This is a genomic window from Pseudactinotalea terrae, assembly GCF_009733845.1.
Taxonomy (GTDB): Bacteria; Actinomycetota; Actinomycetes; order Actinomycetales; family Beutenbergiaceae; genus Pseudactinotalea; species Pseudactinotalea terrae.
On sequence record NZ_WNXZ01000003.1, the window covers coordinates 317,850 to 342,500 of the forward strand.

Genomic DNA, 24,651 nt, shown 5'->3' on the forward strand with positions numbered 1-24,651 from the left:
CCGAGGGTCTGATCCGATGAGGGTGCCGCCGAGGGTGGGTTCGCAGATCAGCATCGGCGTGGCGATCGCGGTGCCCGCCCCCTACTCCGAGTCGCTGACGCGGGCGCGGATCGATGCCGGCGATCCCGAGGCACTCGCGATCGACCCGCACATCACGCTGATGCCGCCGACCGTGATCGAGCCCGATCAGCTCGACGCCGTACGGGTGCACCTGCGCGAGGTCGCGGCCGCGCACGCGCCGTTCGTGGTCGCGCTGTCGGGGACCGACACGTTCCGGCCGATCTCGCCCGTGGTGTTCGTGGCGGTCACCGAGGGTGCCGAGGGATGCGCCGAGCTGCACGGCTCGGTCAACACGGGCCCGTTGTCGCAACCGATCCGGTTCCCGTACCACCCGCACGTGACGATCGCGCACGACCTCGACGACGCCCGGCTCGACGCCGCCGGGCTGTCACGCGCCGACTTCCAGGCCCGCTTCCCGGTCGCGCAGTTCGCGCTCTACGAATACGGTGACGACGGGGTGTGGCGCGAGGTCGAGACGTTCTTGCTCGTGACGCACGACGACCCAGGGGGCTGAGATGAACGATCAGGCCGAAGAAGCAGCGAAGCGCTCCGACGACGACGGCGCCGTCGAGGCGGCGAAGACGCGCCTCGCCCGGCTGCTCGAGTGGTGGAAGCAGACCCGCGTCGCTCGTGGCCTCGCCCGCTACGGCGCCACCAACGGGGCGTTGCTCACCGGAGGCATCGCCTACTCGGCGCTGTTCTCGATCTTCGCGGGACTTGCCGTCGCGTTCTCGATCTTCATGGCGATCGTGGGCGACAACGAGGGGATGCAGGAAGCCGTTCTCGCGGCGCTCGACTCCGCGCTGCCCGGCGTGGTGCAGTCCGAGACCAACTCCGACGGGATGCTCACGCCCGAGAGCCTGCGCTTCAGCGGCGGGGCCTCGTTGCTGACCGGCGTCATCGGGTTCGTGGTGCTGATCAACGCCGCGATCTCGGTGATGGCCGCGCTGCGGGCGGGTATCCGTGCGATGTTCGGGATCGTCACCACCTCGGAGAACGCCGTGGTCGCGAAGCTGCGCGACCTGGCCGGGTTCGTGGTGCTCGCGCTCGCGGTCGTGCTGACCGCCGGGTTGGGGATCGCGGTGGGGACCGCGGGTACGGCGATCGCCGACGCTGTCGGGCTCGGCGACAACCCTGCGGTGCAGGTTCTGCTGCGGATCGCGGGATACCTGGTCGCGCTGGCCGTGGACCTCGGGGTGGTGGTCTTCCTCATCCGCGGCCTGGCGGGCGCTCGACCGCCCCGCAGGGATCTGCTGACCGGTGCGCTGGTCGTCGCGGTCGCCGCCGGTGTGATCCGGTTCCTCGGGACCTCGATCGTGGGCGGTGCGGCCAGCAACCCCCTGCTCGCCCCGTACGCCGCGATCATCACGCTGCTGCTCTGGGTGAACTTCATCGTCCGGATCCTGCTGATGGTGTGCGCGTGGACGGCGAACCCGCCCGCGGTCCCGGAGGTCGAGCCGGGCCAGCTCACGCACGAGGACGAGGCCCCCAACTACGTCACCGAGACCGATCCCGACACGCTGGCGTGGGACCACGACCCCAGCACCGGTCGCATCCGCCCTGCTCCCGCTCCCGATCCTGAGCGCGAGGAGTACTGGGGCGGCCTCATCGGCTGGATCAAGCGCAAGTACCGCGGCTTCCGCGACGCCTGACCTGCGCGGCGTGGTCCCGCCGTGGCGTGACTCCTGACCGCACGTGAGTGCCGGTCCCACACGTGAGTGCCGGTCCCGGACGCTGACGGGACCTGACCGAGCGCACCTCCGTTCCGGTGGGACGTCGTCACGGTGACCGGGATGCAGATGTGGGACCCCGAGCGCGTGATCAACCGCGTGCGTGCTGCGTTGACCCCGCGCAGGCGAGACTCTCCCGCCCGTCAGCCAGGAATGGCGCCGCCACTTCCCGACCCGCCGCCGCCCGTCTTGACCTCGTGGGTGGACGCGACACCGCTGTGCGTCCCGCACGACTGGCCGTCGACGTTGCGCAGTTGACACCCCGGTGGGTTCCGCAACACCTACGGTGCTGCGGCGTTGCGGTTGTGACACCTGGGTGGGTTCCGCAACGCTGACGGTGCTGCGGCGTTGCGGTAGTGACACCTGGGTGGGTTCCGCAACGCTGACGGTGCCGGGGCGTTGCGGTTGTGACACCTGGGTGGGTTCCGCAACGCTGACGGTGCCGGGGCGTTGCGGTTGTGACACCTGGGTGGGTTCCGCAACGCTGACGGTGCCGGGGCGTTGCGGTCGTGACACCTCGGTGGGTTCCGCAACACCTACGCGGAATCCGCTTGGGGTGATCCCCGGGCCACCGGGTGCACCGCCAGCACCCCAAAGCGCTTTCCCGAGCTGCAGCGGGCGGGCTCGAGCCGGCTGCGCCGAGGCGGTGCGCGGCGGCACGCTGCTCAGCCGGACCCCGTGCTGATCTCCGGCCGAGATCATCAAACCGGTTGACCTCATCGTCAAACCGGTTTAGCGTCGACTTTGCCGTCACCACGAGGGAGTGTTGTGAGCAGACCGACGATCGGGGACGTGGCCGCCGCCGCAGGTGTCACGAAGGCCACCGTCTCGCACGCGTACAGCGGGAAGCGACCCATCTCGGTCGCGACCAAGCAGCGTGTCTTCGCCGCCGCCGAACAGCTGCAGTGGGTGCCGAGCTCGAGCGCACGTGCGCTCGCCACCCGCCGGGCCAACGCCGTCGGGATCATCCTCGCTCGCGACCCGGACATCCTCGCCTCCGACACCTTCTTCCCGGCGTTCATCGCCGGAGTGGAGTCGGTGCTCGCCCGCCAGGAGGTCGCGCTCGTCATGCAGGTGGTCACCAACCGCACCGCCGAGGAGCGCGCGTATCGGGCGATGGCCCATGGCCGCTCCGACGGCGTGATCCTCCTCGACCTGCACCGCAGCGACTGGCGCGTGGGGTTCCTGCAGGATCTGCGCATCCCCGCGGTGCTCCTCGGCGCGTACGACGGCGAGACCTCCTTCTCGCGCGTCCGCACCGACGATGCCACGCCGGTGAAGGAGCTGATCGCCCATCTGCGGGCTGCGGGGCACGAGCGCATCGCGCACGTGGCCGGCCCGCTCGACTACGTGCACTCCTACGTGCGGGCCCGCGCCTACCTCGAGGAGACGGGCACGCCCGAGCTGTTGCGCGAGGGTGACTTCACCGCCGGGAGCGGCCGCGACCTCACCGCCGAGCTGCTCAGGCTGCCCGACCGGCCGACCGCGATCGTGTACGCGAACGACACCATGGCGATCGCCGGCTACTCCCACGCCCGCGCCCACGGCCTCGACGTCCCGCGCGATCTCGCCGTCGCAGGGTTCGACGACGACCACCTCTCCGGCCATCTCAGCCCGGCGCTGACCAGCGTCTTCACCGATCCACGACGGCGCGGTGAGGTCGCAGCAGAACGTCTGCTCGCCGACATCGCCGGCGACCTGCACCGCGAGGTCACCGTCGACTGCACCCGGCTCGTGCTGCGCGAGAGCACCGCGGCCGCTGCCCCCACCACCGCTCGCCCCCTGCTCACGAAGGAGCTCCCATGAAGATCATCCGACCTGTTGCCCTGCTCGGCGCAGCAGCCCTGCTCGTCGCCGGTTGCTCCGGTGGCGGAGGCGGCGGTGACGACGGCGGCGAAGGCGTCGAAGCGACCGGCCCGATCGACATCTGGCTCTCGAACAACGAGCAGGAGGTGGCCTGGGGGACCGCCGTGGTGGACGCCTGGAACGCCGAGCATCCCGACGAGCAGGTGACCGCGCAGGAGATCCCCGCCGGGTCGTCGTCGGAAGAGGCGATCACGGCCGCCATCACAGCGGGCACGGCACCCTGCCTGGTGTTCAACATCGCGACCGCAGCTGTCTCGGGCTGGGTGCGTCAGGGAGGGCTCGTCGACCTCACCCAGTTCGACGACGGGGCCGACTACATCAACGAACGAGGCGGCGACAGCGCCGCCTCGTACATGACCGACGACGGCTTCTACCAGCTGCCTTGGAAGTCCAACCCGGTGATGGTGATGTACAACAAGACGATCTTCGCCGACGCCGGCCTCGACCCCGAGAACCCCGGCATGGAGAGCTATGACGACTTCCTGGCCGGCGCCCAGCAGATCGTCGACTCCGGTGCCTCGCAGAGCGCGATCTGGCCCTCGCCCACGAGCGAGTTCTACCAGCCGTGGTTCGACTTCTATCCGCTCTACATCGCCGAGACCGGCGGCACGATGCTGGTCGAGGACGGCGAAGCCACCTTCGACAGCGACGAGGGTCGCGCGGTCGCCGAGTTCTGGGCGCAGATCTATGCCGACGGGCTCGCGCCGCAGGAGGCCTCGACCGACGACGCGATGTCGGTCGGCACGACCGCGATGCAGCTCGCCGGCCCCTGGGCCATCGCTTCCTACGCCGAGACGGTCGACGTGGGATTCATGCCCGTGCCTACCAGCAGCGGGTCCGAGGACGTGTTCACCTTCGCCGACTCCAAGAACGTCTCGATGTTCACCTCGTGCGAGGCGCAGGGTACGGCGTGGGAGTTCCTCAAGTTCGCCACCAGCGAGGACAGCGACGGCCAGCTGCTGGAGCTGACCGGGCAGATGCCGCTGCGGACCGACCTCGCTGCCACGTTCCCCGAGTACTTCGAGGCCAACCCGAGCTACGAGGCGTTCGCCGGCCAGGCCGAGCGGGTCGCCGACGTGCCGAGCGTGCCGAACTCCGTCGAGACGTGGCAGGCCTTCCGTGACGGCTACTCCGCCGCCGTCATCTTCGGCACCGCCCCGGTCGACGAGTTCCTCACCAGCACGGCCGAGACGATCAACGGCCTCGTGGCGGAGTAGCGATGACCACGGCTCCCACAGCCGGCCAGGACCGGGTGCGCGCCCAACGCCGGGGGTGGTTGGGCGCGCAGCCGATCGGGTCGCTGTTCACGCTGCCGTACCTGGTGTTCGTGCTGACGATCTTCGCCTACCCGCTCGGGTTCGCCGTCTACATCGCCTTCCACGACTACTTCTTCACCGCTCCGGGCGTCGAGGTGCCGAAGCCGTTCGTCGGGTTCGACAACTTCGCGGCCGTGCTCACAGACGAGCGGGTGCTCGAGTCGTTCCGCAACACCGCGGTGTTCCTGGTCATCAACGTGCCGCTGACGGTGGTGCTCTCGATGGTGCTCGCCACCGCCCTGGACTCCGGCGTCCGGTGGGCCTCCGCGTACCGGATCGCGTTCTACGTCCCGTACCTGACGGCGAGCGTCTCACTCGTGGGGGTGTGGATGCTGCTGTTCTCCTCGGGCGGGCTCATCAACAGCGTGCTGGGACCGTTGGCGCCCTCGCCGTCGTGGCTGATCAACTCGACCCTGGCGATGCCCACGATCGCGCTGTACGTCACGTGGAAACAGCTCGGCTTCTATATCCTGCTCTACCTCGCGGCGCTGCAGAACGTGCCGAGGGAGCTGCACGAGTCGGCGATGACCGACGGCGCGAACGGCTGGCAGCGGTTCCGCGCCGTCACGATCCCGGGGGTCCGCGCGGCCACCACGCTGGTGCTGATCCTCGCCATCATCACGGGCGCCAACCTGTTCACCGAGCCCTATCTGCTGACGGCGGGCGGCGGTCCCGACGGCGCCTCCAGCACCCCGGTGCTCCTCATCTACCAGCAGGGCATCCAGCAGCAGAACCCGGATACCGCCGCGGCGATCGGGATGCTGCTGGTGATCGTGGTCGGGCTGCTGTCGCTGACCGCCAACCGCCTCACGAGGGAGAGCTGATGTCCACCAAGCGACCTTCCTCTGCGCCGCTGCCTTCCGCCGAGCGACCTCGCGCGAGGGCCGGAGCCATGCGCCGCACGCGCCTCACCTGGCTGCGCTACGTGGTGCTGACGGTGGCAGCGCTCGTGTTCGCGTTCCCGTTCTACTTCATGCTGATAGGGGCGTTCCAGGAGAACCCGACCAACACCCCGGACAGCATCTTCCCGACCTCCGGGTGGACCACCGGCAACTTCGCGGCGATCGACTCCCGCATCGACCTCGTCGGCTCGTTGCTCAACTCGCTGGTCTTCACCGCCGGCGTGCTGCTCGGCACCGTGGTGTTCGGGCTCCTCGCGGGCTACGCGATCGCGCGACTGAACTTCCGGGGCCGTGGTGTGACCTGGGTGCTGATGCTGCTCGTGCAGATGGTGCCCTTCCAGCTCCTGATGATCCCGCTGTACGTGCAGATCACGCGAGGCTACGGGCTGGGGGACACCTATCTCGGCATGATCCTGCCGTTCGCGATCAACACGACCGCCGTCTTCATCTTCTCCCAGTTCTTCCGTGCACTGCCGAAGGAGATGTTCGAGGCCGCCAGGATCGACGGCGCGGGTGAGCTCCGGCTGCTGGTCTCGATCGCCGTCCCGCTGGTGCGACCCGCACTGGTGACGGTTCTGCTCGTCACCTTCATCGGTCCGTGGAACGAGTTCCTCTGGCCGTTCCTCATCACCAAGGACGCCACGATGCAGCCGCTGGCGGTGTCCCTGGCGAACTACATCTCCAACGTCGCGCAGTCCACCGCCAACCCCAACGGCGCGATCCTCGCGGGCGCTACCGCGCTCGCTTTCCCCGTGGTGGTGCTGTTCTGCCTGTTCCAGCGCTATTTCACCGCCTCTGACCTCGGCGCAGCCGTGAAGGGCTGAAGGATGACCTCAACGACCATGTTCGACGACGCGCGGTTCCCGCTGGGCCCGTTCGTCCCCTACGAGGGCAACCCGATCCTGCGACCCCAGGGTGGGACGTGGGAGTCGGCGAACCTCTACAACCCGGCCGCCCTGGTCGAGGGCGACGAGGTGCTGCTGCTGTACCGCGCGCACGCCGAGGACATCGTGTCCCACGTCGGCCTGGCGCGCAGCCGCGACGGCCTGCACTTCGAGCGCGAGGCCGAGCCGATCCTGTCGCCGAGCGAGGACTACGAGCGGTACGGGTGCGAGGACCCGCGCATCGCCGTCATCGACGGCACGTACTACCTCACCTACACCGGCTGGGACAGGCGCAGCGCACAGCTGTGCCTGGCCACCTCGACCGACCTGCGCACGTGGACCAAGCACGGTCCGTTGTTCGAGGACTTCGACACCTTCGCGACCATGGACCCGCGAGGCTTCAACTGGTCCAAGGCCGGTGTGATCGTGCCGGTGCAGATGCAGGGGAAGTGGTGGATGTACTTCGGTGAGGGCGGTATCTACTGGGCCACCAGCGACGACCTGATCCACTGGACGCCCGGCACGCCGGACACCGAGCCGATGTACGCCCCGACGCCGGGGACCTTCGATGCCGACCTCGTCGAGATCGGCACGTCGCCGGTGCTCACCGACAACGGCCTGCTGGTGATGCTGACCAACGGTGCCACCCGCCTGGTTCACGACGACGGCACGGTCGATGTCGACTACCGGTGCGGTCAGATCGCGATCGACCCCGACGACCCCACCACCGTGATCGCACGCATGCAGGTGCCGTGGCTGCGACCGCAGACCTTCGAGGACCGGCACGGGCTGGTCTCGAACGTGACGTTCGTCGAGGGGCTCGTGAAGTTCCACGGCACGTGGTTCGCCTACTACGGCCAGTCCGACACCACACTCGCAGTCGCGGTCCACGACCCGGCCGAGCCCTGGGGCGCCTCGCTGCGCCACTGACCCCCTTTCGCACCATCCGACGAGAGACGACGATGACGACTCGACGTACGTTCCTGACCCTGTCTGCAGCACTCCCGGCCACCGCCCTGGTGGCGCCCGGCATCGCGACCGGGGCTCCGCCGTCGGACACCCCGGTGGGCGGAGGGAGACGGAACAGGCTGACGAACCTGGACCACCTGCGGTTCCTGCTCGAGGAGGTACCACTGGTGGCGGACGGCACGCACACGACGTATCGGATCGAACACGAGCCGACAGCCCTGGCACCGTGGACGTACGCCGACGCTGACGGCGCCGAGTTCCGGCGGATCGGTGGCGGTGCGCTCGACCCCGAGACCGGCTACTACTCGCAGGGCGCGTACAACGCCGACGACATCTCACGAGCTGCCGTGGTGTTCCTGCGGGCCTGGCGTGCGCGGGGCGACCGGGGCAGCAAGGAGCACGCCTACCAGCTGCTGCGCACGCTCACGTACCTGCAGAACGACAGCGGTCCGAACGCGGGCCGGGTGGTGCTGTGGCAGCAGTCCGACGGCACGCTCAACCCGAGCGCCGAGCCGGTGGAGCTGCCGGACCCGTCGGACTCGGCGGAGTCGTACTGGCTCGCGCGAACCGTGTGGGCGCTCGGCGAGGGGTACGCCGCCTTCCGGCGCAGTGGCGAACGGAGGTTCGCGGACTTCCTGAAGGAGCGCCTCGACCTGGCCGTGGCGGCGCTGGAGGCGGAGTCGCTGTCGCGGTACGGGAGCTGGGTGACGAGCGACGGCGTCGACCTGCCGGACTGGCTCATCACCGGCGGTGCGGACGCGACGGCGGAGGCGATGCTCGGGCTGGTCGCGGCGCTGGAGGTGGGTCCCAAGGACCGCCGGCTGCGGCGTGCGCTCGACCGGTACGGCGAAGGGGTCGCGGCGATGGGGACCTCGCGGTCAGGTGGCTGGCCGTTCGGCGCCGTGCTGCCGTGGACCGGATCGCTCGGGTTCTGGCACGCGTGGGGAGGTGCAGCGCCGGAGGCGTTGGCGCGTGCCGGGCGTGCGCGCCACCAGCGTGAGTGGGTGCGGGCCGCGATCGCGGACGCCGGGACCTTCACGCCCCAGGTTCTGGCCAGCGGGGGACCCAGCAACGCCTGGGCGCCGGTGCCGGCGGAGGCGCAGATCGCCTACGGCGCGCACGGGCGGGTGGCGGGCCCGCTCGCTGCTGCTGAGGCCGGCGGCGGACGCGGCCTGCGGGTGGTCGCCGGGCTCGCGGCGGGCTGGTTCTTCGGTGCGAACACCGCCGGCATCCCGACCTACGACCCTGAGACCGGTGTGACGTTCGACGGCGTCGAGACCGACGGCCGGGTCAACCGCAACTCCGGGGCCGAGTCCACGATCCACGGTCTCCTGACGATGCAGCTGCTCGACGCACACCGTGACGTCGCTGCGCTCGCCACCTCGATCACGGGGTACGCGAGCTTCGACGGACTGCAGGTGCTCGACGCCGCTGCGGGCACCCTGAGCGCCGGCTGCACGATCGTCACGCCCGACGGCGGCGCCTGGACCGGGGAGGGCAACCTCGTGGGCGGGCACTACGTGTCGGTGCCAGCAGGGGAGTGGGTCGAGCTGGACGTGGACGCGGCCGCGGGCAGCTGGGCGCTCCCGCTCGCGTGGCGCACGGCCGAGGAAGCGGGCGACGCGGAGTGGGCGGTCGTCGACGGTCCGGTGCTGGGGACCTCGGTCAACGGCAGTACCGGCTCCGCAGGCCTGACCGAGGCGGAGGGGAGCCTGATCCCGCAGCAGCTGGAGCAGCCCTTGCCCGGCGGCGTGGTGCGGTTGCGGTGCACGAGTCGGGGGGAGCTGCGGCTGAACGCGCTGCTCGTGCGCCCGGCCGTGGCGACCGCCCACTACACGACCACCGATGGTGACGCCGTTCTCTACGCCGGCGCGACGCCGTCGGGCACCGAGGTCCCGGCGCTCGCGCCGGGCACGGGCCGCAGCTACGACGCCGACGGCGACCCGCATCGCCGCGTCACCGCCGGTTCCACCGTCCCCGTCCTTGCCGGAGGATTCACGATCACGACGTGAGGCACCAGTCAGCCTCGATCGCGCCGGCTCCCACGCTGGTGTTGCGCGATCTGGTGCTGTGGTCAGCTCCGCAACGCGGATGGGCCGAGCCCGTTGCGGAACCGCCTTTCGTGCTCCTTGGGCAACGTGCCTGGGTACGACACGGGCCTGCTTGCCTGTGGACAGCCCCAGCGAACAGCGACCACTCTTCGTCACGATGTCCCATGCCTTTCGATCCGACGCAGCCGTTCACACGCGCTCAGGGTGAGGCGGCCGGTCTCAACTGGCGGCACTTCAGCGGCCCGAGGTACCAACGGCCGCTGCGTGGCGTCTACATCGAGGCCGGCGTGGTGCTGACGCCCGCAATCCGCGCGCGTGCGGCTCTCCTGGTGGTCGGAGAGAACGGCGCGATCTGCGGGGTCAGCGCAGCTGACATTCGCGGCCTGCCGGTGCCGGTCTGCGAGGACACGCACGTGCTCGTGCCGCGCGGCGCGCCACGCGTCCGGATGCGGGGGATCGTGACGCACCAGGGCACGCGGAAGCTCAGCCAGCACCGCGGCATCCCGGTCACTGCGATGAAGGACACCTTCCTCGACGTCGCCAAGGACTACCCGCTCGTCGACGCCGTCGTGCTGGGTGATGCCATGGTGCGGGAGGGCTACGTCAGTCCGCGTCAGCTGGTGGCTGCGGCGGCAGGAGCCCGAGGACGAGGCGCCGAGCGCGCGCGCCGCGCCGCAGGGCTCGTCCGTGCGCGAGTGACGCTCCCGCAGGAGAGCAAGTTGCGGCTGCTGTTGATCTCCAGCGGGTTCCCGGAGCCGGAGACCGGGGTAGAGGTGGAGGCGGCCGGACGCCGACGCGAGCTGGACACCGCCTACCGCGAGTGGCGCGTGGCAGTCGAGTACGACGGGCGCCATCACGTGGAGCGCGACCTGCAATGGAGCGAAGACATCGAACGCCGGGAAGAGCTCAACGGTGACCAGTGGAAGGTAGTGACGGTGACGGGTATGCAGATGTGGGATCCCGAGCGTGTCATCGCCCGCGTCCGGGCAGCGTTAGCAAGCGTGGGCGCGCCCCTGCCTGCGGTGAGTCAGGAGTGGCGCCGCCACTTCCCGACCCGCCGCCGTCCTTCCTGACCTCGTGGGTGGACGCGACACCGCGGGGCGTCCCGCACGACTGGCCGCCGACGTTGCGCATGTGACACCTGGGTGGGTTCCGCAACACCCACGGTGCCGCGGCGTTGCGGTTGTGACACCTGGGTGGGTTCCGCAACACCCACGGTGCCGCTGCGTTGCGGGAGTGACACCCCGGCAGGTTCCGCAACAGGACGGCACTCCTGCGCGCCTTCGTCACACGCGAAGGCGCGCCGCCTACGAAACGGGGCGCCACCGCCGTCGTCCCAGCCTCGTCACCGGAGGTGACGAGCGACCGGGGCGACGATCAGTACGAAGAGATCACACCCGGTGCCACAGGGCGTGGCGCATGTCCTTGTTGAGGGTGGCGATGACGTCCTGCGGGATCTCCTTGGGGCAGACGGCGGTGCACTCACCGATGTTGGTGCAGCCGCCGAAGCCCTCGAGGTCGTGCTGGTGCACCATGTTGAGCACGCGGGTGTAACGCTCGGCCTGACCCTGGGGGAGCTCGGCGAGGTGGGTGATCTTGGCCCCGAGGAACAGCGAGGCCGACCCGTTGGGGCAGGCGGCCACGCACGCGCCGCAGCTGATGCACGTGGCGGCATCGAACGCGCGGTCGGCGTTCTCCTTCGGGACCGGGCTGGCGTGCGCGTCCGGTGCTGCGCCGGTGTTCACCGACACGTAGCCACCGGCATCGATGATGCGGTCGAAGGCCGAACGGTCCACGGCAAGGTCGCGCAGCACCGGGAAGCCGGAGGCGCGCCACGGCTCGATGGTGACGACATCGCCGTCGGAGAAGGAACGCATGTGGAGCTGGCAGGTCGTGGTGACCTCGGGCCCGTGCGCGACGCCGTTGATCATCAGGCCGCACATGCCGCAGATGCCCTCACGACAATCGGAGTCGAACGCGACCGGCTCCTGCCCCTCGGCGGTGAGTCGCTCGTTGAGGACGTCGAGCATCTCCAGGAACGACATGTCCTCGGAGACGTCGGTGATGGGGTAGGTCACCATCTCGCCCGCAGCGGAGCCGTTCGGCTGGCGCCAGATCTTGAGGGTCAGGTTCACTTGTAGCTCCGCTGCTTCATCTCGATGAACTCGTACTCGAGCTCTTCCTTGTGAAGGATCGGGGCGCCGGACTCGCCACCCCACTCCCAGGCCGCCACGTAGGCGAAGTTCTCGTCGTCGCGCAGGGCCTCGCCCTCGGGCGTCTGGGACTCGGCGCGGAAGTGGCCGCCGCAGGACTCGCGGCGGTGCAGCGCGTCGATGCACATCAGCTCGCCCAGCTCGAAGAAGTCGGCCACCCGCCCGGCGCGCTCGAGGGCCTGGTTGAGCGAGTCGTTGGTACCGAGCACGCGCACGTCCCGCCAGAACTCCTCACGGAGCGCCCGGATCTTCTCGATCGCGGTGCGCAGCCCCTCGGCGCTGCGCTCCATGCCGCAGTACTCCCACATGATGTGGCCGAGCTCCCGGTGGAAGCTGTCCACGGATCGGGAGCCGTTGACCGAGAGGAAGTGGTCGATGCGCTCCTGCACGTTCGCGCGAGCGGCGCGCACCTCCGGGTCGTCCTCGCTGACCTTGGGGAACGGGCCGTCGGCGAGGTAGTCGCGGATCGTGTTCGGGAGCACGAAGTAACCATCGGCCAGCCCCTGCATGAGCGCCGAGGCGCCGAGCCGGTTGGCTCCGTGGTCGGAGAAGTTCGCCTCGCCGGCCACGAACAGCCCGGGTATCGAGGACTGCAGGTCGTAGTCGACCCACAGCCCGCCCATCGTGTAGTGCACGGCGGGGTAGATCCGCATCGGCGTGGCGTAGGGGTCCTCGCCCGTGATCCGGGCGTACATGTCGAACAGGTTCCCGTACTTCGCCTCGACGGCGGAGCGTCCCATGCGCTCGATCGCCTCGGCGAAGTCGAGGTACACGCCACGCCGCTGGTCGCCGACCATGGGGCCGACGCCGCGGCCCTCGTCGCACATGTTCTTCGCCTGCCGCGAGGCGATGTCGCGGGGGACGAGGTTGCCGAAGCTCGGGTAGATCCGCTCCAGGTAGTAGTCGCGGTCCTCCTCGGGAATCTCCCGCGGGTCCTTGTCGCAGTCCTCGGCGTTCTTCGGCACCCAGATGCGGCCGTCGTTGCGGAGCGACTCGCTCATCAGCGTCAGCTTCGACTGGTGCTCGCCCGAGACCGGGATGCAGGTGGGGTGGATCTGCGTGTAGCAGGGGTTCGCGAAGTGCGCACCCTTGCGGTGCGCGCGCCACGCCGCCGTGACGTTGCAGCCCATCGCGTTCGTCGAGAGGAAGAACACGTTGCCGTAGCCACCGCTGGCCAGCACGACGGCGTCGGCCAGGTGGGTCTCGATCTCACCCGTGACCATGTCGCGGGTCACGATGCCCCGGGCCTTGCCGTCCACGACGACCAGCTCCAGCATCTCGTGCCGTGCGTGGGTCTTCACGGTGCCCGCGGCGACCTGCCGCTCCAGCGCCTGGTAGGCACCGATCAGCAGCTGCTGGCCGGTCTGGCCACGGGCGTAGAACGTGCGCGAGACCTGCACGCCTCCGAAGGACCGGTTGTCGAGGAGGCCGCCGTACTCACGCGCGAACGGCACACCCTGCGCCACGCACTGGTCGATGATGTTGGCGCTGACCTCGGCGAGCCGGTAGACGTTGGACTCGCGCGCGCGGTAGTCGCCGCCCTTGACCGTGTCGTAGAACAGCCGGTAGACCGAGTCGCCGTCCTCCTTGTAGTTCTTCGCGGCGTTGATGCCGCCCTGCGCGGCGATCGAGTGCGCCCGGCGCGGGGAGTCCTGGTAGAAGAACGCGTCGACGTGATAGCCGGCCTCGCCCAGCGTCGCGGCGGCGGACGAACCGGCCAGCCCGGTGCCGACCACGATGACGCTGAGCCGGCGCCTGTTGGCGGGGTTCACGAGCTTGGCGTTGAAGACGCGCTCGGTCCAGCGCCGCTCGATGGGGCCCGCGGGTGCGCTGGTGTCCGCGAGCGGGTCCCCGGTCGTGTAGTAGCCCGCCGCGTCGTCGTGATCGGCCGGGTCGGCGACCGGGCTCGAGACGGGCGCCGTGACACCGGCGGCCGCACCCTGCGAGGGGTTCTCGTTGGCCACCTCGGCGGGTGCGAGCTCCTCGGCCTGGCCCACGGGGTCCGACGAGGCGCCCATCGCCGTTCCGTGCGGTGCCTCGTTCTCGTTGGTCGCCATCGGATCCTTCTCTTGGTGGCTCATGTGGTGACGATGCCGAGGAGCACGCCCAGCGGCACGAGCGCGAACCCGCCGGCGATGACGATCGCGAGCACGAGCCCGACAGCGTGCGAGATGCGGTAACGCCGGCGGTTGTCGGTCAGTCCGAGGGTCTGCAGCATGCTGAACGCACCGTGGCGGATGTGCATCCCCAGCGCGAGCATCGCCAGCAGGTAGATGACGGCGACCCACCAGACCTGGAAGCTGCCGACGAGCCGCAGGTACGGGCTCTCGGGGTCCCCGCCGGGGTTGATGGTGTGGGTCGTCAGATGAAGGATGTGGAAGATCACGAAGGCGAGCAGCGCGACGCCGCCCCACCGCATCGTCCGTGAGGCGAGGGTGGCGGTGACAGCCTTCTTGACGGCGTAGCGCTGCTCGCGCGCCTTGGCGGCACGGGCCCAGAGCGCGAACGCGGCCGCGGCGTGCCCGACCAACGAGGCCACGAGCACCACGCGCAGGATCCAGAGCAGGCCACCGTAGGGGAGCATCGGGGTCAGCAGCTCACGCAGGTGGTGCGCGTACTCGTCGAAGGCCTGCTGGCCGCTGAACGCCCAGAGGTTGCCGTACATGTGCAGCAGGACGTAGCCGACGAACACCAAGCCGGTGACCGCCATCAGCAACTTGAGCGCAATCGTCGTCGCCTGGCCGCTGCGACGTCCGGGGGCGGTTGTGGTCACCAGCACACCGTATCGCCATCCGGACACTGCTTGGTGTCGCGCGAACGAGCGATGCCCGAGCTCGGAAGGTCGCATCGATCGACTCCCGCCAGCGCCCTACTGTGGTCCGATGACCGAGCCCAGCGCCTTCTACGCAGTGGTCCCGGCGGGCGGCGCAGGGACGCGCCTGTGGCCGCTCTCGCGTGCGGGCAACCCCAAGTTCCTGCTGGACCTCACCGGCAGCGGCCGGTCCCTGCTGCAGCAGACCTGGGACCGGCTGCGCCCGCTGGCCGATGGTGTGGTCGTCGTCACAGGAAGCCGTCACGCCAACGCGGTCGCGGCTCAGCTGCCCGACCTCGGCGCGGAGGGTCTCCTGGTCGAGCCCTCACCCCGCGACTCGATGGCTGCGATCGGTCTGGCCGCCGCCGTGCTCACGCAACGGCTCCCGGGGGAGGACGTGGTCATCGGGTCGTTCGCGGCCGACCACGTGATCACCGAGTCCGAGGCCTTCGCGACGGCGGTGCGCACCGCCGTCGAGGTCGCTCGCCAGGACCTCGTGGTGACGATCGGGATCGAGGCCGATCACCCCTCCACCGCCTTCGGGTACGTGGAGATGGCAGACCCGGTCGCCGAGGTCCCGGGCTCCTTCACCGTGGCTGCGTTCACCGAGAAGCCCGATGCCGAGACGGCGGCCGCCTACCTCGCGACCGGGCGCTACCGCTGGAACGGCGGGATGTACGTGGCCCGCGCGCGGGTCCTGCTGAACCACCTGCTGCGCTACCAGCCCACCATGCACGCCGGCCTGCTCGAGATCGCCGCTGCGTGGGACTCGGCGGCCCGCGACGAGGTGACCGCGCGCGTGTGGCCGAGCCTGACCCGCATCGCGATCGACCACGCGATCAGCGAGCCGCTGGCCGCCGAGGGCGGCATCGCCGTCGTCCCGGCCTCGCTCGGATGGAGCGACGTGGGGGACTGGCGCTCGCTCGCCGATCTCACCCCTGCCGACGACGGCGGAGCTCGCATCCTCGGGGATGCTCGCCTCGTGCGGGGGCTGGGTGCCGAGGGCGCGATGGTGGTGCCCGGATCGGGGCGCACGGTCGTGGTCCTGGGCGTTCCGGACGCGGTGGTGGTGGACACCCCGGACGCGCTGCTGGTCAGCACGCGCGAGCGGGCGCAGGACGTCAAGAGCATCGTGGATGCCCTGGCTGCCGACGATCGGCGCGACCTGCTCTGAGCCGGGGCGAGCCACGGGACCGCCCGGAAGCGAACCGGTGGGCGCACTACTCTGGCCGCGTGCCTGCCCTCTCCGACATCGACCTGTCCGCACTGATCACCGAGCGTGCTGCCCTGCTCGAGGCGGAGCTCATCGAGATACGGCGCGACATCCACGCTCATCCCGAGGGTGCGCGCATGGAGCACCGCACCACCGACGTGGTCGCGGCGCGGCTCGAGCGTGCCGGGCTCTCCCCGAAGCGGTTCGAGGGCACCGGCCTGATCTGCGACATCGCGCCCAGCGGTATGGACAGCACCAGCGCGCGAGCGATGCGCCGGGTGATCCTCCGCGCCGATCTGGACGCGCTGCCGCTGACGGAGACGAGCGGCGTCCCGTTCGCAGCCACGAACGGCTACACCCACGCGTGCGGGCACGACGTGCACACCACGGTCGTGCTCGGGGCCGGGCTGGTGCTGGCCGAGCTGGCCCGCGAAGGGCTCCTGCACACCGCGGTGCGGCTGCTGTTCCAGCCCGCCGAAGAGGTGCAGCCGGGTGGTGCGAACGACGCGATCGCGTCCGGGGTCCTCGAGGGGTACGAGGAGATCTACGCGCTGCACTGCGACCCGAAGACCGACGTGGGGCAGATCGGCTCCCGCATCGGCTCGATCACCTCGGCCTCCGACACCGTGACGGTGACGCTCAGCAGCGCCGGCGGACACACGTCGCGCCCGCACCTGACCGGTGACGTCGTGTTCGCGCTGGGACAGATCATCACCCAGGCACCGGCCGTGCTCGGCCGCCGCATCGACCCGCGCGCGGGCGTCAACCTCACCTGGGGCGCGGTCGAGGCAGGGAAGGCACCGAACGCGATCCCGGCGCGGGGCGTCGTCACCGGCACGCTGCGCTGCCTGGACGAGAACGCCTGGCAGCGCGCGGAGGACCTGTTGCGCGAGGTGCTCGGGCAGGTCGTGGCGCCGTACGGCGTCGAGATCGCTGTCGACATCACGCGGGGCGTCCCGCCGGTCGTCAACGACGAGCCCTCCGTGACCCGCCTGGAGAGCGCGGCTCGGAGCGTTGTCGGCCCGCACGCGGTCGTGCTCACCGAGCAGTCGCTGGGCGGCGAGGACTTCGGCTGGTACCTCCAGCACATCGACGGCGCGATGGCGCGCCTGGGGGTGCGCACGCCCGGAGGCCGCAGCTACGACCTCCACCAGGCCGATCTCGTCGTCGACGAGCGCGCGATCCTCCAGGGTGTCAGCCTGCTGAGCGGCGTCGCCGTGCTCACGAGCGACGGCTGAGGGCTCCCGCGGGCAGCGTCAGGTACCAGTTGGATAACAAACGTCCCGGCGTCTCACGATGTAACACTGGCGTGACCTGGGCGGGGTTATCGTCGCGCAACGCCGTTCGGACTCACCGTCCCGGCAAGGGGGCCCTGGTACCACCATGCCCGGGCGCGACCACGACAGGAGAAGCACGTGAAGAAGTCCATCCTTGGTGCGGCGACGATGGCCGTCGCCGCGCTCACGCTGGCCGCCTGCGGCCAGGCCCCGGCCGATGACCCGACGACCACCGATGGTGGCGGCGAGGAGACGAGCGCCGAAGGCGGCGAGACCAGTGACGTCAAGGCCTGCCTGATCTCCGACGCGGGCGGCTTCCAGGACCAGTCCTTCAACCAGGCCGGTTTCGAGGGCCTCGAGCGCGCCGAGTCCGAGCTCGGTGTGGAGATCAACTCCATCGAGTCCGCCAGCGACGCCGACTTCGCCCCCAACATCGACGCGATGATCCAGGACGGCTGCACCTACATCGTGGGCGCCGGCTTCCTGCTCGAGAACGCGATCCAGGCGGCTGCCGAGGCCAACCCCGACATCAACTTCGGTCTGGTGGACTCCGGCTTCTCCGACGACGACTTCAACCCGATCGAGCTCGACAACGCCAAGCCGCTGCTGTTCAACACCTCCGAGGCAGCCTTCCTCGGCGGCTACGTGGCCGCCGCGATGAGCGAGACCGGCACGATCGCCACCTACGGCGGCATGGCGATCCCGTCGGTGCAGATCTTCATGGACGGCTACGTCGACGGCGTCGCCCAGTACAACGAGGACACCGGCTCCGCCGTCCAGCTGCTCGGCTGGGACAAGGAGGCCCAGGAGGGCGACTTCACCGGTGACTTCGACAACCAGGCGAACGGCCAGAACCTCACCAACACGTTCCTGGCGCAGGGCGCCGACATCATCCTGCCCGTGGCCGGCCCCGTGGGTCTCGGCACCGGCGCGGCGCTCGAGGCCAACGGTTCCGGCGCGATGGTCTGGGTCGACTCCGATGGCTACCTCACCACCGACTACGGCTCGCTGATCATCACCTCGGTGCTCAAGGAGATCGGCGCCTCGGTGTTCGACTCGATCGAGGAGCAGGTCAATGGCAGCTTCTCGAACGAGCCGTACGTCGGAACGCTCGAGAACGGTGGCGTGAGCCTGGCCGAGTTCCACGACTTCGAGGGCCAGGTCCCGCAGGAGGTCGTCGATCGCGTGGGCGAGCTGCAGGAGCAGATCATCTCCGGTGAGCTCGTGATCGAGTCGCCGAACGCACCCTGACAACCAGCTGAGCGAACGTTCTCCGGGGTGGCCGTCCGCGGTCACCCCGGAGTCGTCTCGGGGCAGTAGTGTCCGTGGTCACCACCGGTGTGGGTGGTGGGAGGGAGAACCGGTGAAGCTCGAGCTTCGCGGGATCACGAAGAAGTTCGGTGATTTCGTCGCCAACGACGCGATCGACATGGTCGTTCAACCCGGCGAGATCCACGCGATCCTGGGTGAGAACGGCGCCGGCAAGAGCACGCTGATGAACGTGCTCTACGGCCTGTACGAGCCCGACGGCGGCGAGGTCGTCATCGACGACGTCCCGGTCCAGTTCTCCGGCCCGGGGGATGCGATGGCCGCGGGTATCGGCATGGTGCACCAGCACTTCATGCTGGTCCCGGTGTTCACGGTGGCCGAGAACATCATCCTGGGCCAGGAGCAGACCGGCTTCGGGGGCCTGCTCGACCTGCAGGCCGCGCGCCGACTGGTCCGCGAGACCTCCGAGTCGCTGGGCTTCACCATCGACCCCGACGCCAAGATCGAGGACCTGTCGGTCGGCGCGCAGCAGCGCGTCGAGATCGTCAAGGCACTCTCTCGGCAGGCGGAGGTGCTCATCCTCGACGAGCCGACGGCGGTGCTCACCCCTCAGGAGACCGACGAGCTCATCGAGATCATGGGTAGGCTGAAGCAAGCCGGCACCTCGATCATCTTCATCACCCACAAGCTGCGCGAGGTCCGTGCCGTCGCCGATGCGATCACCATCATCCGTCTCGGCAAGGTCGTGGGCGATGCCGATCCCAGCGCGACCGAGACCGAGCTCGCCTCGCTCATGGTCGGGCGCTCGGTCAGCCTCGGCGTCGACCGCGCACCCGCGCAGCCCACCGACGTCGCCCTCGCTGTCACCGGGCTCACCGTGCGTGACAGCAAGGGCATCGAGGTGGTCAAGGACGTCACCCTGGAGGTCAGGCGGGGCGAGATCGTCGCGCTCGCGGGCGTGCAGGGCAACGGCCAGACCGAGCTGACCGAGGCGATCCTCGGCGTCGGACCGACCACGCGCGGCACGATCGAGCTTGACGGTCGGGACATCTCCCGCCTCGGCGTCCGGGACCGTCTCGACACCGGGCTGGGCTTCGTGCCGGAGGACCGCACGACGTCGGGGGTCGTGGCTGACCTGTCGATCACCGAGAACCTGGTGCTCGACCTTGTCGGTGCCCGCCCCTACTCCGCCTACGGAGCGCTGGACATGGGGTTCCTGAGGACGAACGCCGAGCAGCGGGTCGAGGAGTTCGACGTCCGCACCACCTCGATCGACCGCGCGGTCGGCACGCTCTCGGGCGGCAACCAGCAGAAGGTCGTGCTCGCGCGTGAGCTGTCCCGCGAGCTCAGCCTGCTGGTGGCCTCGCAGCCCACCCGCGGCCTCGACGTGGGGTCGATCGAGTTCGTGCACAAACGGATCGTGGCGGAGCGGGATCGAGGGGCCGGCGTGCTGATCGTCTCCACCGAGCTCGACGAGGTGCTCGCCCTGGCCGACCGGATCGCGGTGATGTGCGGAGGTCGCCTCGTGGGTGTGGTGGACGGCGGTGAGGACCGGGATGTGCTCGGACTCATGATGGCCGGCGTCCCGGCCGACGAGGCACGGGCACAGGCAGCCGAGCACCACACGGTGCTCGGCGTGGCCGATATCGACGTCGATCCCGCGGCTGCCGTGGAACCGGTGCCGCACCCGGGGCAGGACCAGGAGGGCACGCCATGACGCAGGACGAGGGGCCAGAGAAGCGCGGCGCCGCCGGCGAGCCTGTCGAGCCGCACGACGGCGAGAGGCGTGCGGACCGGGATCCGGCGGACCCGGAGAACCTGCAGAGCCGCGACGACGACCAGCCCGCACCCGCGTTGACGACCTCGTCCCGGATGCAGGACGCGTTGCGCTCCATGATGTCCTCCTCGGTGCTGATCACCGTTGGCGCGGTGGTGCTCGCGCTCGCTGTCGGATCGGTGCTGATCCTGGCCGGAGATACCGACGTACAGGCGACTCTCGGCTACTTCTTCCAGCGGCCGGGCGACTTCTTCGGCGAGGCGTGGCGGGCGATCAGCGAGTCCTACATCGCCCTGTTCCAGGGTGCGATCTACGACTCCGAGGCCACCACACCGGAACGGCGGATCCGGCCGCTCACCGAGACGTTGACGATCGCTGCGCCGCTGATCTTCGCCGGCCTGGGGATCGGCCTGACGTTCCGGGTGGGGCTGTTCAACATCGGTGGTCAGAGCCAGCTCGTGCTCGGCGCGGTGCTCGGCGCCTGGGTGGGCTTCGCACTGAACCTGCCGCCGTTCGTGCACGTGGCGCTCGTGGTGCTCGCCGCAGCGCTCGGTGGTGCGATCGCCGGTGCGATCCCCGGTGTGCTGAAGGCGCGGTTCGGGGCGCACGAGGTGATCTCCACGATCATGCTCAACAACACCTCCAGGTACTTCCTGCTGTGGTTGCTCGGGACCGGCGCGTTCATCAGCGCCACCCCGCAGGTCTCGCCCGGGCTGGCCGAGACCGCGCGGTTGCCGCTGCTGCTGGGTGGCAGCTTCCGGCTCCACCTGGGGTTCGTGCTGGCGCTGCTGACCGCGGTGGCCCTCTGGTGGCTGGTCGAGCGGTCGGTGCTCGGGTTCCAGATGCGCGCGGTGGGTGCGAACCCCGAGGCTGCCGGCACGGCCGGGATGAGCGTCCGCAAGATCCTGGTGGTCTCGATGGCGCTCTCCGGGGCGCTCTGCGGGCTCGCGGGAGCCATGCAGGTCGCGGGCACCGAGGGCAAGCTGACGAGCTCGGTCTACGGGACGATCGGTTTCGACGCGATCACGGTCGCGCTGCTGGGTCGCAGCCGCCCGTTCGGCACGGTGCTCGCCGGGATCCTGTTCGGTGCGCTCGCCGCCGGTGGCCGCATCATGGCCTCCCGCGCCGGTACCGAGGCCGAGCTCGTGACCGTGCTGCAGGCGGTGATCGTGCTGCTGATCGCCGCGCCGCCACTGGTGCGGTCGGTGTTCCGGCTCCCTGAGCCGGGCACGAGCCGCCGTCGGGTGAAGGAGGCGACAGCGTGAGCGCGGTCCAGGTGGACAGCCACGTCGAGGTGGCGGCCCCGCCGCCGCCCGGTTTCGTGCGGTCGTTGGTGGGCTACGGTGTGATCGCGCTGGTGGCGGTGGTGCTGGCGCTGACGGCACCCTCGGGGATCTCCAAGATCCAGCTCACCGCCGGGAGCGAGTTCTTCCAGATCCCGCAGCTGGACCTGCCCGCCGCGCTCGCGGTCGGCGTGCCGGCGATCGGGGCGGCGGTGATCGCGACCGTCGCGCTGGTCACCCAGCTCCGCAGCCGGAGTAGCGCTCCGCGGTGGATGGCGATCCTTGCGGGCACGCTGCTGCTGCTCGGGTTCCTCGCCCACCTCGTGGCAGGGAAGAGCGGTGTGCTGCCGCTGACGGGCCTGCTGACGAGCACGCTGTTCCTGGCGACGCCGCTGATCTTCGGCGCACTGGGCGGCGTGGTGTGCGAGCGGGTCGGCATCGTCAACATCGCGATAGAGGGCCAGCTCCTCGCGGGCGCGTTCGCCGGTGTCGTGGTGGCCTCCATCGCGGGCCAGAACCCGTACGTGGGGCTGATCACCGCGCCGATCGCGGGCGTCGGGGTCGGCGCGCTGCTCGCCTGGTTCTCGATCAGGTACCGGGTCGACCAGGTGATCACCGGTGTCGTGCTCAACGTGCTCGTGCTCGGGCTGACGACGTTCTTCTTCAAGGGCCTGCTGAGCGAGCTCGAGGGCCTGAACGACCGGTCGCGGTTGCCGGTGCTGCCGATCCCGCTGCTGTCGGAGATCCCGGTGATCGGGCCGGTGCTGTTCCGGCAGACGCTGCTGGTGTACCTGCTCTACGTGATCGTGATCCTGCTGCACATCTACCTGTTCCGCTCCCGGTGGGGACTCCGGGTGCGCTCGGTCGGCGAGCACCCCAAGGCCGCCGACACCGTGGGGATCGACGTCAACCGCACCCGGTGGCGCAACACCCTCCTCGGCTCCGGGATCGCCGGCCTCGGCGGCGCGTTCTTCACGATCGGTCAGGGGCTGGCGTTCGGCATCGACATCACGGCGGGCTCGGGGTTCATCGCGCTCGCCGCGCTGATCCTCGGGCGCTGGACCCCGCTGGGGGCGGTGGCGGCGGCGCTGTTCTTCGGGTTCGCCAACGCGCTGAGCCAGTCGCTGCGCTCGTACGGGGTCAGCCTCGACTCCAACATCCCGCTGATGATCCCGTACATCGTGACGCTGTTCGCGGTCGCCGGGTTCGGCGGCAAGGTCCGCCCGCCCGCCGCCGAGGGCACCCCGTACGTCAAGTGATGCCTGGTGCAGGCCCGGCGAGGCAGGATGGCACTGTGAGCACCGAGACGATCGACTGGGAAGCGTTGCGTGCCGCGGCACGCGAGGTGATGACGCGCGCCTACGTCCCCTACTCCCGCTTCCCGGTGGGCGCGGCCGCGCTGACCGACGCGGGCGAGGTGGTCGTGGGGTGCAACGTCGAGAACGCCGCGTACGGCGTGACGTTGTGCGCCGAGTGCTCGTTGGTCTCGGCCCTGATCACCGGGGGCGGCGGGCGCCTGGTGGCGTTCACCTGCTGCGACAGCCGCGGCGCGCGGCTGATGCCGTGCGGTCGCTGTCGCCAGCTGCTCTGGGAGCACGGCGGGCCCGAGCTGATCGTCGACACCGTCAGCGGACTCAAGCCGATGACCGAGGTGCTGCCCGATGCGTTCGGCCAGACCCAGCTCGAAGAGGGCACCACACCAGCATGACCACCACGCACGAGGCGCATGACGCCGTCGACATCATCGCCACCAAGCGCGACAAGGGCGTGCTGAGCGATCAGCAGATCGACTGGGTGGTCGATGCCTACACCCGCGGCGTCGTCGCCGAGGAGCAGATGTCCTCGCTCGCGATGGCGATCCTGCTCAACGGCATGAATCGCGCCGAGATCGCCCGCTGGACCGCCGCTATGATCGCGACCGGGGAGCGAATGGACTTCTCCACGCTCTCGCGCCCCACCGCGGACAAGCACTCCACGGGCGGCGTCGGCGACAAGATCACGCTGCCGCTCGCACCGCTGGTCGCGACGTTCGGGGTCGCGGTCCCGCAGCTGTCCGGGCGCGGGCTCGGCCACACGGGCGGCACGCTCGACAAGCTCGAGTCGATCCCCGGCTGGCGCGCGGCGCTGAGCAACGACGAGATGCTGGCGCAGCTCGACGGCGTGGGCGCCGTGATCTGTCAGGCCGGTTCCGGCCTCGCGCCCGCCGACCGCAAGCTCTACGCCCTGCGTGACGTCACGGGCACGGTCGAGTCGATCCCGCTGATCGCCAGCTCGATCATGAGCAAGAAGATCGCCGAGGGCACCGGCGCGCTGGTGCTGGACGTCAAGGTCGGCTCTGGCGCGTTCATGAAGGATCTCGAGGACGCGCGCGAGCTGGCCCGCACGATGGTCGATCTGGGCACGGACGCCGGCGTCCGCACGGTCGCGCTGATCACCGACATGTCGACGCCCCTCGGCCTCACGGCCGGCAACGCGCTCGAGGTGCGGGAGTCGGTCGAGGTACTGGCAGGTGGTGGCCCGCAGGACGTCGTGGAGCTCACGGTGGCGCTCGCGCGCGAGATGCTCGCCGCCGCGGGCCAGCCGGACGCCGATCCTGCGGCAGCGCTCGCCGACGGTCGCGCCATGGACACCTGGACGCGGATGATCGCCGCCCAGGGCGGTGACCCCGACGCCGCGCTCCCGACGGCGACGCACACCGAGCAGGTCCTCGCACCCGCCGACGGGGTGCTCGCCGGGCTGGACGCGCTCGCGGTCGGGATCGCGGCCTGGCGCCTCGGCGCCGGGCGTGCCCGCCGGGAGGACCCGGTGCAGGCCGGCGCCGGCGTCGAGATGCACGCCAAGCCCGGTGCCCTCGTCCGGGCCGGTGAGCCGCTCATGACGCTGCACACGGACACCCCGGAGCGGTTCGACCGTGCCAAAGAAGCCCTCGAGCACGCTGTGACGATCCTCCCGGAGGGCGACCGGGCCGCCGTGGGACCGATCGTCATCGATCGCATCGGTGCCTGAGGGCGAGCGCCGCGCCTGCGCTA

The 24,651-nt window shown here is 70.1% G+C and carries 20 protein-coding genes; 17 read left to right on the forward strand and 3 right to left on the reverse strand.

Annotated elements, in window-relative coordinates; translation table 11 throughout:
• Window positions 1-34: 34 nt before the first annotated feature.
• From GPA03_RS12285 to GPA03_RS12325, 9 genes are all read left to right on the forward strand, one after another.
• A complete protein-coding gene (locus GPA03_RS12285; protein WP_241681271.1) occupies window positions 35-574 on the forward strand; it encodes a 2'-5' RNA ligase family protein in 540 nt (179 codons plus the stop codon).
• A 1-nt stretch (window position 575) separates the two neighbouring features.
• Window positions 576-1,712, forward strand: coding sequence for a YihY/virulence factor BrkB family protein (locus tag GPA03_RS12290; RefSeq protein WP_156252300.1), 1,137 nt, complete (start codon window positions 576-578; stop codon window positions 1,710-1,712).
• Window positions 1,713-2,558: 846 nt separating this feature from the next.
• On the forward strand, window positions 2,559-3,596 hold the full coding sequence (locus GPA03_RS12295) for a LacI family DNA-binding transcriptional regulator (protein ID WP_156252301.1): 1,038 nt from the start codon (window positions 2,559-2,561) through the stop codon (window positions 3,594-3,596).
• Window positions 3,593-4,873: an extracellular solute-binding protein gene (locus tag GPA03_RS12300; protein WP_156252302.1), complete on the forward strand. Its 1,281-nt coding sequence runs from the start codon at window positions 3,593-3,595 to the stop codon at window positions 4,871-4,873. The genes GPA03_RS12295 and GPA03_RS12300 overlap by 4 nt, the downstream gene beginning before the upstream one ends.
• A 2-nt stretch (window positions 4,874-4,875) precedes the next feature.
• Complete coding sequence (locus GPA03_RS12305) at window positions 4,876-5,796, forward strand: carbohydrate ABC transporter permease (RefSeq protein ID WP_156252303.1); 921 nt, start codon at window positions 4,876-4,878, stop codon at window positions 5,794-5,796.
• Between the two features lie 68 nt (window positions 5,797-5,864).
• Window positions 5,865-6,698: a carbohydrate ABC transporter permease gene (locus GPA03_RS12310; protein WP_156252609.1), complete on the forward strand. Its 834-nt coding sequence runs from the start codon at window positions 5,865-5,867 to the stop codon at window positions 6,696-6,698.
• Between the two features lie 3 nt (window positions 6,699-6,701).
• Window positions 6,702-7,688 (forward strand): glycoside hydrolase family 130 protein, encoded by a 987-nt coding sequence (locus GPA03_RS12315; RefSeq protein ID WP_241681272.1) that lies wholly within the window; start codon window positions 6,702-6,704, stop codon window positions 7,686-7,688.
• Between the two features lie 32 nt (window positions 7,689-7,720).
• Entirely contained in the window at window positions 7,721-9,739 is a 2,019-nt protein-coding gene (locus GPA03_RS12320) for a hypothetical protein (protein ID WP_156252304.1), read from the forward strand.
• 203 nt (window positions 9,740-9,942) lie between these two features.
• On the forward strand, window positions 9,943-10,851 hold the full coding sequence (locus GPA03_RS12325; protein WP_156252305.1) for a hypothetical protein: 909 nt from the start codon (window positions 9,943-9,945) through the stop codon (window positions 10,849-10,851).
• Window positions 10,852-11,169: 318 nt separating this feature from the next.
• Here GPA03_RS12325 and GPA03_RS12330 read toward each other — a convergent pair whose 3' ends face one another.
• Genes GPA03_RS12330 through GPA03_RS12340 form a run of 3 tightly spaced genes read right to left on the reverse strand, consistent with a single transcriptional unit; the run spans window position 11,170 to window position 14,764 of the window.
• Complete coding sequence (locus GPA03_RS12330; protein WP_156252306.1) at window positions 11,170-11,913, reverse strand: succinate dehydrogenase/fumarate reductase iron-sulfur subunit; 744 nt, start codon at window positions 11,911-11,913, stop codon at window positions 11,170-11,172.
• Window positions 11,910-14,072, reverse strand: a complete 2,163-nt coding sequence (locus tag GPA03_RS12335; RefSeq protein ID WP_241681273.1) for a fumarate reductase/succinate dehydrogenase flavoprotein subunit — start codon at window positions 14,070-14,072, stop codon at window positions 11,910-11,912. Before GPA03_RS12335 ends, GPA03_RS12330 begins: the two co-directional genes overlap by 4 nt.
• Window positions 14,069-14,764, reverse strand: a complete 696-nt coding sequence (locus tag GPA03_RS12340) for a succinate dehydrogenase cytochrome b subunit (protein ID WP_241681274.1) — start codon at window positions 14,762-14,764, stop codon at window positions 14,069-14,071. The genes GPA03_RS12335 and GPA03_RS12340 overlap by 4 nt, the downstream gene beginning before the upstream one ends.
• A 109-nt stretch (window positions 14,765-14,873) precedes the next feature.
• Here GPA03_RS12340 and GPA03_RS12345 point away from each other — a divergent pair, with 109 nt between their 5' ends.
• From GPA03_RS12345 to GPA03_RS12380, 8 genes are all read left to right on the forward strand, one after another.
• A complete protein-coding gene (locus tag GPA03_RS12345) occupies window positions 14,874-15,977 on the forward strand; it encodes a mannose-1-phosphate guanylyltransferase (RefSeq protein ID WP_156252308.1) in 1,104 nt (367 codons plus the stop codon).
• Window positions 15,978-16,036: 59 nt separating this feature from the next.
• Window positions 16,037-17,254, forward strand: coding sequence for an amidohydrolase (locus GPA03_RS12350; protein WP_156252309.1), 1,218 nt, complete (start codon window positions 16,037-16,039; stop codon window positions 17,252-17,254).
• 177 nt (window positions 17,255-17,431) lie between these two features.
• Window positions 17,432-18,544 carry a BMP family lipoprotein gene (locus GPA03_RS12355; RefSeq protein WP_156252310.1) on the forward strand — a complete coding sequence of 371 codons (1,113 nt, stop codon included), beginning with the start codon at window positions 17,432-17,434 and terminating at the stop codon, window positions 18,542-18,544.
• Between the two features lie 112 nt (window positions 18,545-18,656).
• Window positions 18,657-20,279, forward strand: coding sequence for an ABC transporter ATP-binding protein (locus GPA03_RS12360; protein ID WP_156252311.1), 1,623 nt, complete (start codon window positions 18,657-18,659; stop codon window positions 20,277-20,279).
• Complete coding sequence (locus GPA03_RS12365) at window positions 20,276-21,604, forward strand: ABC transporter permease (protein WP_156252312.1); 1,329 nt, start codon at window positions 20,276-20,278, stop codon at window positions 21,602-21,604. Before GPA03_RS12360 ends, GPA03_RS12365 begins: the two co-directional genes overlap by 4 nt.
• On the forward strand, window positions 21,601-22,881 hold the full coding sequence (locus GPA03_RS12370; RefSeq protein ID WP_241681275.1) for an ABC transporter permease: 1,281 nt from the start codon (window positions 21,601-21,603) through the stop codon (window positions 22,879-22,881). The genes GPA03_RS12365 and GPA03_RS12370 overlap by 4 nt, the downstream gene beginning before the upstream one ends.
• On the forward strand, window positions 22,881-23,330 hold the full coding sequence (locus GPA03_RS12375) for a cytidine deaminase (RefSeq protein WP_156252313.1): 450 nt from the start codon (window positions 22,881-22,883) through the stop codon (window positions 23,328-23,330). Before GPA03_RS12370 ends, GPA03_RS12375 begins: the two co-directional genes overlap by 1 nt.
• On the forward strand, window positions 23,327-24,628 hold the full coding sequence (locus tag GPA03_RS12380) for a thymidine phosphorylase (protein ID WP_156252314.1): 1,302 nt from the start codon (window positions 23,327-23,329) through the stop codon (window positions 24,626-24,628). Before GPA03_RS12375 ends, GPA03_RS12380 begins: the two co-directional genes overlap by 4 nt.
• Window positions 24,629-24,651: the final 23 nt, after the last annotated feature.

Coding starts and splice junctions, on each gene's coding strand:
- GPA03_RS12375 (WP_156252313.1), top strand. CDS start 22,881: ATGCCTGGTGCAGGCCCGGCGAGGCAGGATGGCACTGTGAGCACCGAG.
- GPA03_RS12315 (WP_241681272.1), top strand. CDS start 6,702: ATGACCTCAACGACCATGTTCGACGACGCGCGGTTCCCGCTGGGCCCG.
- GPA03_RS12365 (WP_156252312.1), top strand. CDS start 20,276: ATGACGCAGGACGAGGGGCCAGAGAAGCGCGGCGCCGCCGGCGAGCCT.
- GPA03_RS12380 (WP_156252314.1), top strand. CDS start 23,327: ATGACCACCACGCACGAGGCGCATGACGCCGTCGACATCATCGCCACC.
- GPA03_RS12335 (WP_241681273.1), bottom strand. CDS start 14,072: ATGAGCCACCAAGAGAAGGATCCGATGGCGACCAACGAGAACGAGGCA.
- GPA03_RS12320 (WP_156252304.1), top strand. CDS start 7,721: ATGACGACTCGACGTACGTTCCTGACCCTGTCTGCAGCACTCCCGGCC.
- GPA03_RS12345 (WP_156252308.1), top strand. CDS start 14,874: ATGACCGAGCCCAGCGCCTTCTACGCAGTGGTCCCGGCGGGCGGCGCA.
- GPA03_RS12310 (WP_156252609.1), top strand. CDS start 5,865: ATGCGCCGCACGCGCCTCACCTGGCTGCGCTACGTGGTGCTGACGGTG.
- GPA03_RS12300 (WP_156252302.1), top strand. CDS start 3,593: ATGAAGATCATCCGACCTGTTGCCCTGCTCGGCGCAGCAGCCCTGCTC.
- GPA03_RS12290 (WP_156252300.1), top strand. CDS start 576: ATGAACGATCAGGCCGAAGAAGCAGCGAAGCGCTCCGACGACGACGGC.
- GPA03_RS12305 (WP_156252303.1), top strand. CDS start 4,876: ATGACCACGGCTCCCACAGCCGGCCAGGACCGGGTGCGCGCCCAACGC.
- GPA03_RS12325 (WP_156252305.1), top strand. CDS start 9,943: ATGCCTTTCGATCCGACGCAGCCGTTCACACGCGCTCAGGGTGAGGCG.